Origin of the sequence: Viridibacillus arvi, assembly GCF_001274945.1 — a bacterium.
GTDB lineage: Bacteria > Bacillota > Bacilli > Bacillales_A > Planococcaceae > Viridibacillus > Viridibacillus arvi.
Window position 1 is genome coordinate 281,380 of record NZ_LILB01000001.1, and the last position, 17,503, is coordinate 298,882.

Here is a 17,503-nt window from a genome sequence, read left to right on the forward strand (position 1 = left end):
GTAATCTCGGGGGGATAAGTGATGAGTACAAGAAGACTAGTAATTGCTGGTACAGGAAGTGGCGTTGGTAAAACGACTTTTACAATAGGCATAATGGCTGCATTGCAAAAGAAAGGTTATCAAGTACAAGGATTCAAATGCGGTCCGGATTATATTGACCCCTCTTACCATACAGCGGTAACTGGCCGTGTTTCTCGTAATCTAGATAGCTGGATGTTTGAACATGAAACGGTGAAAGAATTGCTAGTCCGTGCGAGTACAGGAGCAGATATCTCTATTATTGAAGGAGTAATGGGATTCTATGATGGTAAAAGCCCTCTAAATGATGCAGGTTCTACAGCTGAAATCAGTGTTATAACGGATAGTCCTGTATTACTTATCGTCAATTGTGCTAGCATGGCCCGTAGTGTAGCGGCCATCGTTAAAGGATTCCAAATACTTTCTGATAAACCAAATATTATTGGAGTTATTGCCAATCAAGTTGGTAGTGTAAATCACTATAAAATAGTTAAGGCAGCTATTGAACAAGAGTGTGGAATTCCTGTATTAGGATATTTAAAACGTGAAAATGGTATTGATATTCCTAGTCGACAATTAGGTTTAATTCCTGCTATTGAACGTGGTGAATTGAATCCATTCTTTGACCAGCTTGCATCGCTCATTTCAGAAACAGTCGATATAGATCACATTTATGAATTGGCAAAAACCTCTGAAATTGCGCATTTCTCTAGTGGATTATTTAATCTACGACCTGATAGAGGCGTAACAATTGCTGTGGCAAAGGATGCTGCTTTTAATTTTTATTATGAAGAAAATCTAGAGTTATTAAGAGCATACGGTGCATCACTAGTTTTCTTCTCACCACTAAATGGTGAGGCAGTACCAGAAAATGTAGATGGTCTATACATTGGAGGGGGATTCCCCGAAGAATTTGCGGCTGAGCTTTCAAAACAAGAAGCTGTCAAACAATCAATACGACATGCAGTGAAAAGTGGTATGCCAACCTTAGCAGAATGTGGTGGATTTATGTATTTAACAGATTCTATTACAGATACAAAAGGCAAGACATATGCAATGACTGGTATCATTCCTGGAGCTGTACGAATGCAAGAAAAGCTTGCTGCACTAGGATATCGTGATATTTCTGGCACTCCAAATAACTTCATAATTAATGAAAATCAAATGGCTAAAGGGCATGAGTTCCATTACTCCACTTTTACAGCTTCAGAGGAAATTCAATCCGCTTATGAAACAACGGGGCGTTTTGGTAAAAAGGCAGAAGGTTATTTAAACGGGAATTTAGTTGCTGGATATACGCATTTCCACTTCGCATCTAATCCTGAATTAGTAGAGCAGTGGGTGAATGCATGTGGGAGATATCAACAACAATGACAACATATTATCCAATCATGCTTCAGTTGAAAGGTAAATATTGTGTCATTATTGGTGGAGGCAAAGTGGCAAATCGGAAAGTAACGTCACTATTAAATGCCGGAGCCATTGTTACTGTCATTAGTCCAGTTCTACATGAGAAACTGCAAGAAAAATGGCGAAATCATCTCATTACATGGCTTGAAAAATCATTTGAGGCATCTGATGTAGAAGATGCTTTTTGCATAATTGCTGCAACGAATCTTCCAGATGTTAATGCAAAAATTAAGGAAAGTGCCATGTCACATCAACTTGTGAATATAGTCGATGACGCAAGTGGAAGTAATTTTATAGTACCTGCTACATTGAAACGCGGAGATTTAACAATTGCTGTTTCAACGTCAGGTACAAATCCCGGCTTAGCAAAGAAACTAAAAGACGATTTATCTCTACAATTTGATGACTATTACGGAGAGTATGTGGCATTTTTGCAAAACGCTCGTACGGAAGTATTAACGAATGTGATAGATGAAATAAGTAAGAAACAACTATTGGAAGCTCTACTACGTCCAGAATTTTTAACCTTAACAAAAGAAGGTAAAATAGCCGAACGCGAGGAGCTATTTCAACATTATTTAAAAAGGGGGATTGCGCCATGGCAGTAGGAAAAGTGTATTTAGTCGGTGCAGGTCCAGGCGATCCAAGACTAATAACAGTCTATGGGTTGGAATGTATTCAAAAAGCTGATGTTATTGCATACGATAGACTCGTTAATCCGAAATTACTTGAACATGCAAAAAAGGATGCCGAACTGATTTTCTGTGGAAAATCACCAGGGAAGCATCACCTAATTCAGGATCAAATTCATGAATTATTAGTTTTAAAAGCATCAGAGGGAAAAATGGTTACGAGATTAAAAGGTGGAGATCCATGTGTTTTTGGGCGAGGAGCAGAAGAAGCAGAAGTATTAGCTGAACACGGTATTGAATACGAGATTATACCAGGAATTACTGCTGGAATAGCAGCACCTGCCTATGCAGGTATACCGGTTACACATCGTGAATATGCATCAAGCTTTGCCATTGTCACTGGTCATGGTAGAGAAGATAAAGGACAAGATCATTTAAACTGGGATGCTTTGGCTAAAGGAATCGATACGATTGCCTTCTATATGAGCGTCGGTAATTTAGCTTATATAAGCGCTCAATTAATTGCCCATGGGAAAGAGGCAAAAACTCCTGTGGCAGTTATAGAATGGGGAACAACAGAACATCAAAGAACATTAACTGGGACATTAGATAATATTCATGATTTAGTAGTTAGCGAAGGATATCATAACCCATCGATGGTATTAGTTGGTGAGGTTGTTCAAATGCGAGATAAAATTAAATGGTATGAAAAACAACTTTCTACTGTTCTGCAATAAGAGAAAGTGAACTGTTATTGATAATAAGGAAAAGGAGATAAATAAATGTCTATTTTAGAAGTATTAAAAGAGCGACGTGCGATACGTAACTATGAGGACAAGCCTGTTGAAAAAGAGAAAATTGAACAATTGCTAGAAGCTGCAACATTTGCGCCAAATGATCGTTTACGCGAACCTTGGAATTTTTATGTTATCCAAGGTGAAGCAATGACTCGCTACGAAGCAATGGCAGAAGCTTATTTACAAGAACGTTTCCCTACAAAACCTCATTTAGTTGAGAGCTCTTTAAAAGTCGTTACAACAACACCTGTTGCCATAGTTGTTACAGCGGATCAAATACCAGGTAAACCTGATGATTCAGAGGATAATATTTTTGCCGTGTGCTGTGCTATTCATTCGATGTGGTTAGCTGCAAAAGAATTAGGGCTCGGATTTGTATGGCGTACACGAGGTGTGGGGTTAGTACATGATGAACGTATGTTAAATTTTATCGGTTCTCCTGAAAATGAAAAAGTGATTGGTACAGTTTTCATTGGTTACCCAGAAGAAGGTCGTGAAGTCGCACCAACTAAACGTACTTCTTTTGAAGAAAAAACTACGTGGTTATAAAAGAATGTTAGGGGGAATTTAAATGGCACGACATGGTCTATTTTTGGTGTATACTGGGGATGGTAAAGGTAAAACAACTGCATCACTAGGTGTTACATTACGAGCGGTAGGTAGGGGTTTAAACGTTAGGTACATGCAATTTATAAAATCTCCAGAACGTACTTATGGAGAGGCTTTGGCCCTTCGTAAATTGGGTGTTGAAATGGAGCAGATGGGTATTGGTTTTACATGGACTAAAACACCCGATGAACATAGAGCAGCGTTACAATTAGCTTGGACAAAAGCAAAAGAAGCTCTTGCGGATCCAACAATTGATTTACTCGTGTTAGATGAGCTCAATAATGCATTAGCAATAACGAAATTCCCAATCGACGATGTATTACCGATTCAAGAAGTGGTTGAAGCGATTCAAAATCGACCAAAAACAATGCATCTTGTTGTAACAGGACGAAGTGCAAAAGATGAATTAATCCAACTAGCGGACTTAGTTTCTACAATTGAAGCCACTAAACATTATTACGAAGAAGGTATACCTGCAGTAAAAGGTTTAGAATTTTAAGGAAAGAGGGAATGGAATTGACCGCAAAGGCGTTAATGATACAAGGAACAGCATCTGACGTTGGAAAAAGTATGATTTGTACTGCTTTTTGTCGTATTTTTTCAGATGAAGGATACAAAGTTGTTCCATTTAAATCGCAGAATATGGCGCTGAATTCTTTTGTCACAATTGATGGAGGAGAAATTGGTCGAGCACAAGGCGTGCAGGCTGAGGCAGCAAGAGTCATTGCAACGACAGATATGAATCCAATTTTATTAAAACCAAAGCAAGATATGGTATCTGAGGTTATTGTACATGGTAAGCATTTACTAGACATGACAGCTACTTCATATCGCAACGACTTTGTTCAAGAAGCAATGCCAATCGTTGAAAAATCAGTGCGTAAACTTCAAGACAAATACGAAATAATCGTTTTAGAAGGAGCGGGTAGCCCAGCTGAGATTAATCTAAAAGATCGAGACATTGCTAATATGCGTATGGCCCATCTAGCAGACGCAGCTGTTATTCTTGTTGCTGATATTGATCGTGGTGGTGTATTTGCATCCATTATAGGCACACTCACATTATTAGATGAAGATGAGCGCAAACGTGTAAAAGGGATTATTATTAATAAATTTAGAGGCATGCGCGAGTTATTAGATGATGGGATTGAATGGTTAGAAAAAGCAACTGGTATTCCAGTATTAGCAGTGGTGCCTTACATAGAAATTAATATTGAAGCAGAGGATTCGTTGGCTTTATCATCGCTGCGGTTTAAAAAACCAAAACAACAAGAGTTTGCTATCGATGTAGCGATGATTCGTTTACCAAGGATTTCAAACTTCACCGATGTAGACCCATTTTTTGATGAACCCGAAGTAGGCGTTCGTTTAGTTCGTTCTATAAGTGAATTAGGAACACCAGATTTACTTATTTTACCGGGCACGAAAAATACTGTAGATGATTTACAATGGCTTCGAGATGAAGGTTTTGTAGAAGAAATTCAAAAGCTTCGTACAAAAGGAACACGTATTTTCGGTATTTGTGGTGGATTCCAAATGTTAGGGAATCAATTATTAGATCCTGAAGCTGTTGAAGGTGATGGACGTAATTCGGAAGGACTTGGATTATTACCGGTCACAACGGTTTTCAATACTTCAAAGAAAACAGAACAAATGACTGGCAATTTATTGTCTAATGGTCAAGAGCTCACAGGCTTTGAAATACATCTAGGTCAAACTGAAATACAAGATTCCAATACAAAAGCCTTTTTAAAACTACATGATGGTCGTTTAGATGGGGCAGTAACATCGGATGGCCGTGTTATAGGCACATATTTCCATGGGATTTTTAATAACCGAGAATTTACTCGTGAAATAGTAAATGTCTTAAGAATTGAAAAGGGTTTACCTGCTATTTCAGATGCAGTAAAAACCGATGCACAACGTCGTGAAGATGCTTATCAGTTACTTGCGGAACATGTGAAAAAGCATACCGATATGGAAAAAGTATATGAAATTATGAACCTTACGTCATCTGAAAATATATAAATGATCAATTCCGGGTACAGTCTCAAATGAATTAGATGAGACTGCCGGAATTTTTTTTGACTTCTTTAGAAAAACAAAGGGATTTAGAAATCGATAGCGAATCAATAATTATTAAGTAAACTATGAAATTACAATGTATAAAAGAAATTGTAGATATTTAACTGTCTTATTAATATCGAGATAATCTATTAAGGGAGTTGATCAAATGCGCTTAGAAGGAAAAGTAGCCATTGTTACTGGTGGTGCGAATGGAATTGGTTATGCAACAGTAACACGGTTTCTTGAAGAAGGTGCATCGGTCGTAATAGCAGATTATGCTAAAGAGGCTGGTGAAGAAGCGGTAAAAATGCTGGATCCAGAGCGAGTACTATTTATAGAAGTTGATGTTAGTGATCGAGAGAGTGTAAAGGCAATGGTTCAAAAAACGGTAGATCAATTTGGCCGTATAGATATCTTAATAAATAATGCAGGAATCACGAGAGATGCGATGCTGACAAAAATGACTGAAACCGATTTCCAAGAAGTATTAAATGTAAATTTAAATGGCGTGTTTCATTGTACGCAGGAAGTAGCATTGCATATGGTAGAGAATCAGTATGGGAAAATTATTAATACGACTTCCGTTAGTGGTGTGTATGGCAATGTTGGACAAACGAATTATGCAGCTGCTAAAGCAGGTATTATCGGCATGACGAAATCTTGGGCAAAGGAACTTGGACGTAAAGGTATAAACGTCAATGCTGTCGCTCCAGGTTTTACATTAACTGAAATGGTGAAAAAAATGCCTAAAGAAATCATTGAAAAAATGACAGCAACTATACCTTTGCAAAGGATGGGGAAGCCTGAGGATATTGCAAATGCTTATCTATTTTTAGCATCAGAGGAAGCATCTTATGTTCATGGACATGTACTTCATGTAGATGGAGCAATCATGATGTAAGGGAAATATACGTTTAGAGTAAGGACCAAGGGCATATAATCGCCCTTGGTCTTATTTTTTTCTATATAAATATTAGATATAACATTTTTAGTTAATTTTATTCGGTCATTAACACTATAAATACATACCTCGCTAGTCTAGTAGAAAAAAATCAAAAGAAAGCCTCTAAGGAACATTGACTAATAACAAACAATATATTATTATGTTTGTTATAAGTTAAACAAATTATATTTTAGTTTGTTTATTAACAAACGTAATTAGAAGATTTTTATAGAAATATATTCGTTGGATAAACACAAAAAAGAGGAGGCTTGAATATAGAACGCCTTAATAAAAGAAATATTTATAATTAGTTGGAACTCTAGTAAAAGAATCCTAGTTAAGGAGGGGTAAGTGAGTACTTTAAGATTTGAAAAAATGAAGAAGAATATTTTGGTGGAACAAATCAGTACTTTAAAAAGTGAATTTCATCATTATGTTTCTCTTTAATTAAGGAGTTAGTATTATATGAATCAACTTAATAAAAATAAAACAATATCAAAGTCAATGATTGCTTTTCTTATTCCAGTGATTTTTGCAAGTGTTATTCAATCATTAGGCCAAGTTTTCGGGATAATTGTCGTAGGGCAAACACTTGGAGTGGATTCTCTTGCGGCACTTTCTGCCTTCTTTCCACTACTCTTTTTCCTTATCACTTTTGCGGTCGGTATTGGAACAGGAAGTTCGATTTTAATCGGGCAATCGTATGGTGGAGCAAATATGGCGAAAATGAAGGAAATCGTTGGAGTCACTTTAGCTTTTACGATGGTCATTTCTGTTGTTGGCGCCATTTTTGGAAGTGTCTTTACAGGTGATATTCTTAAATGGATGGGAACACCTAAAAATATTCTTGATGAAAGTGTAGAATATGCTCAAATTTTATTTATTACATTACCTATCACTTTCTTAAATATGGTGTATACAACATTTATGAGAGGTGTTGGTGATTCCAAAACACCATTCTATTTTTTAATTATTAGTGTAATAATAAATATTCTTTTGCTACCAATACTTATTTTTGGCTGGTTGGGGTTACCTGAATACGGTTTAAATGGTGCGGCGTATGCTGCTGTAATATCAAGTCTAATCTCTTTATTACTTCTTTTAGGTTACCTGAATAAACGTAATCACATTCTTAAATTAGATCGAACGATTCTTAGTCATTTTCACTTAAAAGGCGCCGTTTTAAAAGCGTTGTTAAAATTAGCGCTACCATCCAGCATTAGTATGGTAGCTATGGCTATGTCTGAAATTGCGGTAATCACATTTGTAAATAGTTATGGATCAAATGCAACAGCAGCATACGGAGTAGCCAATCAAATAGCGAGCTATGTACAAATACCTGCAATTAGCATTTCAATTGCGATATCTGTATTTGTAGCACAGTCTGTAGGATCAGGGGATATTTCTAAAATAAAGGAAATAGAAAAATTAGGTATTAAACTGAATTATCTTCTTGGTGGATTGTTAATATTAATTGTCTATTTGCTTTTAAATCCAATTTTAAGAATATTTATAGATAATGGTGAGGCAATTGATATCGCACATAGCCTAATTTTCATTTCATTTTGGAGCTATGTTATTTTGGGGCATACGCAGTCTATCTCAGCAACTATGAGAGCAACCGGTACAGTTTTATGGCCGACTATATTTACAATCTCTAGTATTTGGCTAATTGAAGTACCTGTAGCTTATTTCCTTTCATACCACACAAAATTGCAATTAAATGGTGTATGGATAGGTTATCCTATGGCGTTTATCTTCAATTTCATAGCTCAATCTATATATCAACATTTCTTTTGGAAAAAGAAAGCACTAAACACCCTATTGCATTAAATTTGAATATTTATCAAATCGATTAAAGGAGCAGGGGCAAAAATTCGCTCTTGGTCCTTTAATTTTCTATATAGATAATATAAGATTCTTTAACTTGCTAGTTATATATTATAATTTATTGATAATATATAGACCTCTCTAGTCTATATATTAAAATCAAAAACTGGCCACTAAGAAAAAAATAAATAATAAAGTAAGAAAATCTATTGATGCTTTAATGATAATACTAACAAGATCTAGTTTCTTAAATATTCATTATTTTTTAGACATTCGCATGGATTGAATTGAGTATGAAAAAACAACTTATATCAATACATTTCTTTCCCTTAAAATTATAATAAATGCAGGAGTGGAGGGAAATACGGGGTTTTAAATTTTGGTAGGATACTAGTATTAGGCAATTAGATGATAATCTGAAACGTACCCTAGGATCGTTTTAATTTTGACATTATATAACAATGGCATCTTAAGATAACTATATATTATGAATATTAAGAATATTTTTAGTGAACTCATAATAAATTACAGTTATACAGTAATTATTCCACTGTTAAGAGAAAGGAATTAAATTATGGAAGAAATTTTTCAAAAAATAAAGCAATTAAGATTTGAACAAGGTATGACTTTAAAGGAATTGAGTGAAAAGACGGATTTGTCTGTTAGTTTCTTATCCCAAATTGAAAGAGGAACATCATCACTAGCTATCACATCATTAAAAAAAATTGCTGACGCGTTTGGAGTGAAGATGATTCATTTCTTCGAAGAGACAGGAAATCTAAATTACGCAGTGAAAAAGCAAGATCAAAAACCTTTTAAAATAGAAAGTTCTGATTCTACTTATGTTAGGTTAAGCAATAATTTTATAGATAGAAAAATAGAGCCTTTTCTCGTAACAATAAAACCTCATCAAAAAGAAAACGAACCATTTAAACATCCGGGTGAAGAGTTTTATTACGTTCTAAAAGGGGCAGTATTATTCACTATTGACCAGACGGAATATTATTTGCGTGAAGGAGAAGCAATACATTTCCCTTCAAGTCTTCCTCATATATGGGAAAATCCTATAAATCAAGAAACTATATTACTTTCCATAATCACTCCAGTAATTTTTAATTAAACAAATAAATTTCATAATTTAAACATATAGAACCTTAAGATTTCCGTGAACAAATAAAAGGAAGATAGTGTGCAATAGTTAAAAGGATGTTCATGAAAGACAAATTTCGTGTTATAGATTAGTATGTTAAATTTTCTGAATAATGAGTCTATTTATCCCTTTAGTATATCTATTCTTTAGCAATCATTTTTAACAATACTTTTGAAAGAGGTGAAACTAATGACATTACTCAAAGTGGAGGATTTGACGATTAAATTCAAGTCACGCCAGGGTGTTGTAAAAGCAGTAGATAATTTAAACTTTGAACTAGCGCAAGGTAGTTCATTAGGAATAGTTGGTGAAAGTGGAAGCGGTAAAAGTGTTACCTCCCTTACAATAATGGGACTTTTACAAAATGCTAATACTGAAATTACTGGAAATATTGATTTTGATGGTTTAGATTTGTTAAAACTCTCGCCTAATGAAATGCGGAAGATTAGAGGGAATTCTATATCAATGATATTTCAAGAGCCGATGACCTCACTTAATCCTTTACATACTTGTGGAAAGCAAATTATGGAACCAATCTTGATTCACCAAAAAGAGGTAAGTAAACAAGAGGCAAAAAAGCATGCAATTGAATTACTAAGAATGGTAGGAATCCCTTCTCCTGAGCAGCGATTTCATGAATATCCACATCAAATGTCTGGTGGTATGCGACAAAGAATTATGATTGCCATCGCTTTAGCTTGTAATACCAAACTATTAATTGCCGATGAGCCTACTACTGCATTAGATGTTACTATTCAAGCGCAAATTCTAGATTTAATGAACAGTCTGAAGAAAAAGAGAGATATGAGTATTATTATGATCACCCATGATTTGGGTGTCGTTAAAGAAATGTGTGAGAAAGTAGTAGTCATGTACACTGGCCAAATTGTTGAGAAAAGTCCAACTGAGTTAGTATTTGCTGATCCTCTTCATCCGTATACAAAAGGACTGCTTAATGCCATACCCAAAATCTCTAATAAAGTGGAAAGACTTGAAGCGATTGAAGGCACTGTCCCTGATGCGTTGAATATGCCAAGTGGCTGTAGTTTTCATCCTCGTTGTAAGTATGCAACAGAGAAATGCACATTGGAAGTTCCAACATTATTTCAGCTTGAAGATGGTCGTGAAGTAAAATGCTTTATTTATGACGGATCCGAAAAGGGGGATGATGTAAATGCTGCAAAATAATACAAATAGTATAGCTACGGTATCAAACGACACTGGCACAGAGAACATTTTAGAGGTTTCACACTTAAAAAAGACCTTTCATATTAAAAGTCCAGATGGAAAAAAAGGCTTACTTAGAGCAGTAGATGATGTATCTTTTACGATAAAAAAGGGTGAAACATTTAGTCTTGTCGGTGAAAGTGGATGTGGTAAAAGTACACTAGGTAGGACGCTACTTGGTCTATATACACCTGATCAGGGATCTGAAATTTTATTTAATGGCGAGGATATTACAAATTTCTCAAAATCAAAACGGAAAAATTTTGCTAAAAAGGCTCAACTGATTTTTCAAGATCCATCTGCTTGCTTAAATCCACGTAGAACCATTAAGCAAATTTTATTAGAACCATTCAAAATTCATAAAATACAAAATGGTGAAGCAAAAATTAAGGAACTAATGGATATGGTTGGTCTAGCAAGTCGTTTCCTCGATAGATTTCCTCATGAAATGTCAGGGGGTCAGAAACAAAGGGTTGGAATTGCTAGAGCATTGGCACTAAATCCAGAACTTATTGTGTGTGACGAACCTGTATCAGCTTTAGATGTGTCAATTCAAGCACAGGTAATTAACTTACTAGAGGACTTACAGAAACAATTGAACCTTACTTATCTATTCATCTCACATGATCTAAGCGTGGTACATCATATTAGTGACCGAGTTGCAGTTATGTATTTAGGTAAAATTGTTGAATTGACTACTCGTGATGAACTATATGAAAAAACGCAACATCCGTACACAAAGTCGTTACTCTCCTCTGTTCCAGATATTAGTGATGAACATCGAGAGAAGATTATTCTTACAGGGGATGTTCCAAGTCCATCTAATCCGCCTGCCGGATGTCGGTTCCATACAAGATGCCCTGTAGCAATGGATATTTGCAAAACAAAAGAGCCTGACTTTATTCAAACAGGTAGTAAGCACTTTGCATCATGTCATTTGCATATAAAGTAAAACTATAAATTTTTTTATAAAAGGAGAACTTAGATGATGAAAAAAATTTCTTTACTGTCTATTTTATTGGTATTGGTGCTATCACTTTTCGCCTGTAGCAATAATGGAGAAAAAACAAATGAATCTGGAGGCACATCTAACACGGATACAATCGTTATTGGGGTTGCTTCCGACTGGAAAACCTTAGACCCAGCTCGTGCTTATGAAGTGTTCGGGAATTTATATTTCTATGCAACATATGAGAATTTATACACGTTAGAAGGGTCAGAACTTATACCAAAGCCAGCCCTTGCAAAAGAATATACGGTAGACGAATCTGGACTTGTGTATACATTTAAGCTAGAAGAGGGGCGTAAATTTTCGAGTGGTAATGCTGTAACTGCAGAGGATGTTGTATTTAGTTTTAATCGTACAATAAATTTAAAAGATAATGCTTCTGCTCTTGCAAAAGGAGTTGTCAAAGTGGAAGCACTAGATGACAAGACTGTTGTCGTCAATCTTAAGGAAAAGGATGCATCATTTCTTTCAAAACTTACAAGTAATGCCTTTGCAGTTGTAGATAGCAAAGTTGTGAAGGAACAAGGTGGTTCAGATGCAGAAGATGCAAGTACAACTGATGCAGCAACTACTCACCTTGATGGGACATCAGCAGGCAGCGGTCCATATGTATTGAAGAAGTGGACTCCAAATACAGAGATGGTTCTTGAAAAGAATCCGTATTATACGGGTACTGTGAATGCGAGTAAGATTATCATCAAAGAAATTCCGGATCCAAATACACAAATTCAAGCACTTGAAAAAGGTGAAATTGACGTGGCATTAAGTGTTGGACCTGACCAAGTGAAAAACATCAAAGAGGGTGGAAATTCGAAGGTTGTATCTTCTCCTACTTCAACTCTATCATTCTTACTAATGAATAATAGTACTGAAATAGGAAAAGAAATGTCGGATCCACTTGTTCAGCAAGCTGTTCGTTACGCACTTGATTATAAAGGCTTCCAGCAATTAGCAGGCGATGGTGCACTATTACCAATGTCATTTGTTCAAGATGGTTTTGTTGGTGCAAAATCTAGATCAGATAATTATCAAAACTTAGAAAAGGCAAAAGAATTGATGAAAAAGGCAGGGTATGAAAAAGGCTTTACAGTACCTCTAACAGCTGCTAATTACGATTCAGAAGGACTTTCATGGGTAACAATTGCTGAAAAAGTAAAAGAAGACCTTGCAAAAATTAATATTAATGTAGAAATTCAAACTGGAGATATTGGGGTTGTTATCGAAGACTATAGAAATGGGAAAACGCCATTCCTAGTTATGCACTGGTCTCCCGATTACTATGATCTAAGCAACCAATTAGCATTTATTCCAGGCGATATTGTAGGAAAACGTGCGAACTGGGAACCTTCAGCTAATGCTAAATTAGTAAGTTTATCTGAACAAGCGAAAGTGGAAATTGATGATACGAAACGTGCGGAAATTTCCGGGAAAATGCAGGAAATAATTGCTGAGAATAGTCCATATGCATTCTTAGTACAGCACCCTAAATCATTTGCTGTAGGTGTCAACCTTGAAGGTGTTACGTATAACGACCTTTATAAATTACGATTAAACGAATTAAAGCTTTCAAAATAATTTTTTACGATCAAACAGCTATTCGTAGGTAGGTAACTATCTACTGTAGCTATTTATTGAGATTTATTCGGGAGTTGTATTTCAGTTGGGAGTGTGATCCAAATTGCTTAGATTTATTGCTAGGCGTCTATTGTTTCTGCTTTTCTTATTATTTGGTGTGGCACTTTTCGTTTTTATTCTTTCGCATTTAGTGCCAAGTGATCCGGTTGCTGCGAATTTGAGCCAAAGTGCATTGAATAATCCTGAAATTGTTGCTGCTTTTAAAGAGAAATGGGGACTAGATCAGTCGCTTTTTAGTCAATTACTTCTGTACTTCCAACACTTACTGACAGGTGATTTGGGTACATCAATACGAACAGGTAGACCTGTGTTTGATGATTTAATGCAGTTCTTCCCGGCAACATTGGAATTATCGATAGTAGCGATGGTGATTGCCTTAGTATTAGGTATTCTATTTGGAACAATCTCTGCAATTTTCAGAAATAAGGCTATTGATCATATCATTCGTACTGTTTCTATTAGTGGGGTATCTATACCAAGCTTTTGGTTTGCTTTAATCATGCTCAATATTTTTTCTTCAGTTTTAGGCATTACGCCTGGACCTGGACGAATTGATACACGAACAACAACTCCTGAAGGGGGAACAGGATTACTTTTACTAGATTCATTTATTAGTGGGAATTTTCAATTATTCAGTGATGTTGCTATGCACTTGATTCTGCCAGGAACGGTGTTAGGATTCTTTACTATGGGATTAATTGCTCGTCAAACAAGATCCAATTTGCTTGAAGTGTTGTCAATGGATTACGTACGTACAGCTCGTTCTAAGGGTCTGAAGGAATCTGCAATTATCGTTAAACATGCGATTTCCAATGCAATGATACCGGTCATTACAGTAGCTGGAATAGGGTTTTGTAATTTACTAGGTGGAATGGTACTAGTTGAGAATATTTTTGCTTGGCCAGGAATTGGACAATATGCCTACCTATCTGCCGTTTCACTCGATTTCCCAGCTATATGCGGCGTCTCATTATTAATTGCTTTTATTTATGTTGTTATTAATCTACTAATTGATATCCTTTATGGGGTTATTGATCCGAGGGTGAGGTATGAATAATGAGAAAATTCAGCTCTTTTATCTCTCAAAAAGGATTTCTTTTTAAACTGGGATTATTCATTTGTGCATTTTGGATTATCGTTGTCATTTTTGCACCATTAATCGCTACGCATAGTACAACTGCACAAGAATTATCCATTCGATATCAGCAACCAAGCTTTTCACATTTCTTTGGTACCGATGAGTTGGGGCGTGATGTATTCTCACGTGTTATGTATGGCTCTAGAATTTCTTTATCGGCAGGTATTATTACCGTGATAATTGCCTTTTCTTTTGGTATTTTTTTTGGGGGAATAGCAGGATATAAAGGCGGGAAAGTGGACGAAGTTATGATGCGTTTCTCAGAGCTTATTATGGCATTTCCACCACTAATTTTAGCGATGGTAATCGCAGCAGCACTTGGTCCAAGTATCATAAACTCAGTAATTGCAATGGCCATTATATGGTGGCCAAATTATGCGAGATTAATGCGTTCATTGGTTATCTCCTTAAAAGAAAGCGAGTATGTTACTGCTTCTCGCGTGATGGGTGCTTCACATATTCGAGTTCTATTTTTAGAAATTTTACCGAATAGCTTTGGTCCATTATTAGTTATGGCAACACTTGACCTGGGGAATGCAATCTTGATGTTTTCTGGATTAAGCTTCCTTGGACTAGGAACACAGCCGCCTACACCTGAGTGGGGTTCAATGGTATCAGATGGGGCAAAGGTTATTCAAAATTGGTGGGTATCTACCTTTCCAGGGTTAGCAATTTTCTCAATTTCTATTGGTGCTAACTTCGTAGGGGATGGTCTACGAGACTTCCTGGATCCAAAACTCCAAAAAGAATAGGTGGTAAAATGGAATGGAAAAAATTAACATTAATCAAGTCGAGCCCATTGGCATGCCAATTTATGAAATGAAGAAACTTTTCACAAAACAGGGGAATTTTCAAGAAGTGAGCATGAGTGTAATTTCTCTAACACCTGGCGAACGAATTCCTACTGTTGGCATGAGCTGTCATGATGAAGATGAGTATTCTTATATTTTCCGAGGAGAAATAGAAACATACTGTAATGGTGAATACAGTGTGGAAAAGGCTGGAGATGCAACACTAATCCCCTCTGGCGAAGAGCACTGGTGCGTTAATAATAGCAGTGAACCATGTATGCTCGTTTGCTTTATGGTGAAAAAAGCTGAATGTTAATTTGCGCTTACAAATTTGTCCAATAAGATATGCAATAGTTTTTTTCTCAAATTTTAATGAAGCTCGAAGAAATAGATTGGCTTGCTACAGGTGATTTAAAATATTTTAAAGGCGCTAGTGATACAAAAAAATTAGCAAATGATATATTAAATCGATTAAAGTAAAATAATAAATATGGCTTTCATAAAAAACTCAACTAATTAGATTAGTTGAGTTTTTTTACTGAAAAAGATAATACGAATAAGATCTAGTTCCATAATTAATCATTATTCTTTAAGACATTCGCATCGATTCAATCTAGAATTAAAATAATAAGCAACCACAACTTATATCAAAACATCATTTTCCCTTTCAATTATAATAAAAGCATGAACGGAGGTTGAACAATTTGATGCAGGGGATGATAGACTGGATTGAGGAACATTTATTCGATGATTTTTCATTAAAGAACTTAGGTGAAAATATGGGTTATTCACCCTATTACTGTTCTTTTACGTTTCATCGAATGGCAGGAATAAGTATTAAAAGATATAGGGCACTTAGGAAGATATATCTGGCTGCAATTGAACTTGAAAAAACACAACAAAAAACAATTGATATTGCATTCAAATATGGGTTTTCATCTCAGGAAGCATTTTCAAGAGCTTTTAAAACTACATTTGGTATCAATCCAAATGCCTTTAGAAAAAATCCTTCACCACTACAATCTTATGTGAAACTTAATATAAATGGCGAAAAGGGAGGTTTTATGATGGATATTTCACAGAAGTTAAAGATAGAAAATTTACAAAATAAAATGAATGAGCAATTCGACAAAGATATTTTGAATATCTTAAATGGCCAGATGATGTATGAAGAATTTTCTAATCATGAGTTAATGGGGAAAAGTGATTATGTACCTTTTAATGAAGCCATGTGTTCAAATGATACATGTTATCCAATATTCAGTGATGAATTTAATCAGTTAAGAGCTTTAGGTCATGAAGTATCTTTACAAGATTATGAGAATATCACCATTAATTCTTTAAAACCTTTATTTGTAAAACAATACAAATGCATCGTTTTATGGTTTGGTGAGGACATGTTCTGTCAGATGAATTTGCTAACAATGCTGGCATATTTGGGCCAAATTAATTATAGTGGAAAAGTATTCTTCCATTTGGTTAATGAATTGACTTACGATGTAGAAGAGATTGAAGTAATGCCAGAAGGTTACAAAGAAATATATCAACAAGTATTGATTCAACATCAACTTCCAAATGTTCAAGTATTGCCTGTCACATATCAAGGTATTAAACTTTATTTGGAGTATTTAAAAGAAGAAAATGAAATCACGATTTACATAAAAAAGCATTTAAAAATGTCACAAGGGGAATTACTGAAAAACTTGTTTCATCTATTTCCTAATTATGGTTTAGGGGATACGCAATATTTAAAAATGATAAAAAAAATAAAAGAACAAAACAAGTTGATTTAAACCTAAAATAGGCTTGGCATATAATGAAATAGCGCTAAGCCTATAACGACTTTGTTGTTTGATACTATTCCCAAAAACAAACTTGTAATTTATTATTATCTAAATCATAAAATTCGAAAAAGTTGTTTACTCCATCGATTTGCAACTCACCTACATCCACTCCATGTTCCATTAGCTTCGTATGCGCTGCTTTAATATCTTTTGTGAAAAATATTGGATAAGTTCGATTATCGAGAGAAGTATTTCCTTCCTCAATCGTTAACGGTACACCACTATTCCCAACACTTAATACTCTGTAGCCTTCAGCTTTATAAACTTCTTTAAACCCTAATAATTCTTGATACCAATTGCTTGATTTTTCAATATTACTTACTTGTAAACATATAGTGTCAATTCTTTCAATCATATAACATATCACTCCTTATTAAAGCTAATAAAACTATTCTACATTTTA

The 17,503-nt window shown here is 35.3% G+C and carries 17 protein-coding genes; 16 read left to right on the forward strand and 1 reads right to left on the reverse strand.

Going from position 1 to position 17,503, the window contains the following annotated elements:
• Nucleotides 1-21: 21 nt before the first annotated feature.
• The 16 genes from AMD00_RS01300 (at nt 22) to AMD00_RS01375 (ending at nt 17,049) form a co-directional block, all read left to right on the forward strand.
• Nucleotides 22-1,392, forward strand: coding sequence for a cobyrinate a,c-diamide synthase (locus AMD00_RS01300; protein ID WP_053415299.1), 1,371 nt, complete (start codon nt 22-24; stop codon nt 1,390-1,392).
• Nucleotides 1,389-2,036, forward strand: coding sequence for a precorrin-2 dehydrogenase/sirohydrochlorin ferrochelatase family protein (locus tag AMD00_RS01305; RefSeq protein WP_053415300.1), 648 nt, complete (start codon nt 1,389-1,391; stop codon nt 2,034-2,036). Before AMD00_RS01300 ends, AMD00_RS01305 begins: the two co-directional genes overlap by 4 nt.
• On the forward strand, nt 2,027-2,797 hold the full coding sequence (gene cobA / locus AMD00_RS01310; protein WP_053415301.1) for a uroporphyrinogen-III C-methyltransferase: 771 nt from the start codon (nt 2,027-2,029) through the stop codon (nt 2,795-2,797). The genes AMD00_RS01305 and cobA overlap by 10 nt, the downstream gene beginning before the upstream one ends.
• 45 nt (nt 2,798-2,842) lie before the next feature.
• Entirely contained in the window at nt 2,843-3,406 is a 564-nt protein-coding gene (locus tag AMD00_RS01315; protein WP_053415302.1) for a nitroreductase family protein, read from the forward strand.
• Between the two features lie 22 nt (nt 3,407-3,428).
• On the forward strand, nt 3,429-3,965 hold the full coding sequence (locus AMD00_RS01320) for a cob(I)yrinic acid a,c-diamide adenosyltransferase (protein WP_053415303.1): 537 nt from the start codon (nt 3,429-3,431) through the stop codon (nt 3,963-3,965).
• A gap of 17 nt (nt 3,966-3,982) precedes the next feature.
• Nucleotides 3,983-5,494, forward strand: coding sequence for a cobyric acid synthase (locus tag AMD00_RS01325; RefSeq protein ID WP_157059147.1), 1,512 nt, complete (start codon nt 3,983-3,985; stop codon nt 5,492-5,494).
• Nucleotides 5,495-5,699: 205 nt separating this feature from the next.
• On the forward strand, nt 5,700-6,434 hold the full coding sequence (fabG, locus tag AMD00_RS01330) for a 3-oxoacyl-ACP reductase FabG (protein WP_053415305.1): 735 nt from the start codon (nt 5,700-5,702) through the stop codon (nt 6,432-6,434).
• 507 nt (nt 6,435-6,941) lie between these two features.
• The gene (locus AMD00_RS01335; RefSeq protein ID WP_053415306.1) at nt 6,942-8,309 is read left to right on the forward strand and encodes an MATE family efflux transporter; all 1,368 of its coding nucleotides are present in this window, start codon (nt 6,942-6,944) and stop codon (nt 8,307-8,309) included.
• Between the two features lie 571 nt (nt 8,310-8,880).
• On the forward strand, nt 8,881-9,426 hold the full coding sequence (locus tag AMD00_RS01340) for a helix-turn-helix domain-containing protein (protein ID WP_053415307.1): 546 nt from the start codon (nt 8,881-8,883) through the stop codon (nt 9,424-9,426).
• 219 nt (nt 9,427-9,645) lie between these two features.
• The gene (locus tag AMD00_RS01345; protein ID WP_053415308.1) at nt 9,646-10,644 is read left to right on the forward strand and encodes an ABC transporter ATP-binding protein; all 999 of its coding nucleotides are present in this window, start codon (nt 9,646-9,648) and stop codon (nt 10,642-10,644) included.
• On the forward strand, nt 10,631-11,635 hold the full coding sequence (locus tag AMD00_RS01350) for an ABC transporter ATP-binding protein (RefSeq protein ID WP_053415309.1): 1,005 nt from the start codon (nt 10,631-10,633) through the stop codon (nt 11,633-11,635). The genes AMD00_RS01345 and AMD00_RS01350 overlap by 14 nt, the downstream gene beginning before the upstream one ends.
• A gap of 33 nt (nt 11,636-11,668) precedes the next feature.
• A complete protein-coding gene (locus tag AMD00_RS01355; protein ID WP_211258595.1) occupies nt 11,669-13,267 on the forward strand; it encodes an ABC transporter substrate-binding protein in 1,599 nt (532 codons plus the stop codon).
• Nucleotides 13,268-13,370: 103 nt separating this feature from the next.
• A complete protein-coding gene (locus tag AMD00_RS01360) occupies nt 13,371-14,384 on the forward strand; it encodes an ABC transporter permease (protein WP_053415310.1) in 1,014 nt (337 codons plus the stop codon).
• Nucleotides 14,384-15,217: an ABC transporter permease gene (locus tag AMD00_RS01365; RefSeq protein WP_053415311.1), complete on the forward strand. Its 834-nt coding sequence runs from the start codon at nt 14,384-14,386 to the stop codon at nt 15,215-15,217. Before AMD00_RS01360 ends, AMD00_RS01365 begins: the two co-directional genes overlap by 1 nt.
• A gap of 13 nt (nt 15,218-15,230) precedes the next feature.
• A complete protein-coding gene (locus AMD00_RS01370) occupies nt 15,231-15,572 on the forward strand; it encodes a cupin domain-containing protein (RefSeq protein ID WP_053415312.1) in 342 nt (113 codons plus the stop codon).
• Nucleotides 15,573-15,951: 379 nt separating this feature from the next.
• Nucleotides 15,952-17,049, forward strand: coding sequence for a helix-turn-helix transcriptional regulator (locus AMD00_RS01375; RefSeq protein ID WP_053415313.1), 1,098 nt, complete (start codon nt 15,952-15,954; stop codon nt 17,047-17,049).
• A 64-nt stretch (nt 17,050-17,113) separates the two neighbouring features.
• On the opposite strand, the gene AMD00_RS01380 is transcribed toward AMD00_RS01375, so the two are convergent.
• Entirely contained in the window at nt 17,114-17,455 is a 342-nt protein-coding gene (locus AMD00_RS01380) for a VOC family protein (protein ID WP_053415314.1), read from the reverse strand.
• Nucleotides 17,456-17,503 lie beyond the last annotated feature (48 nt).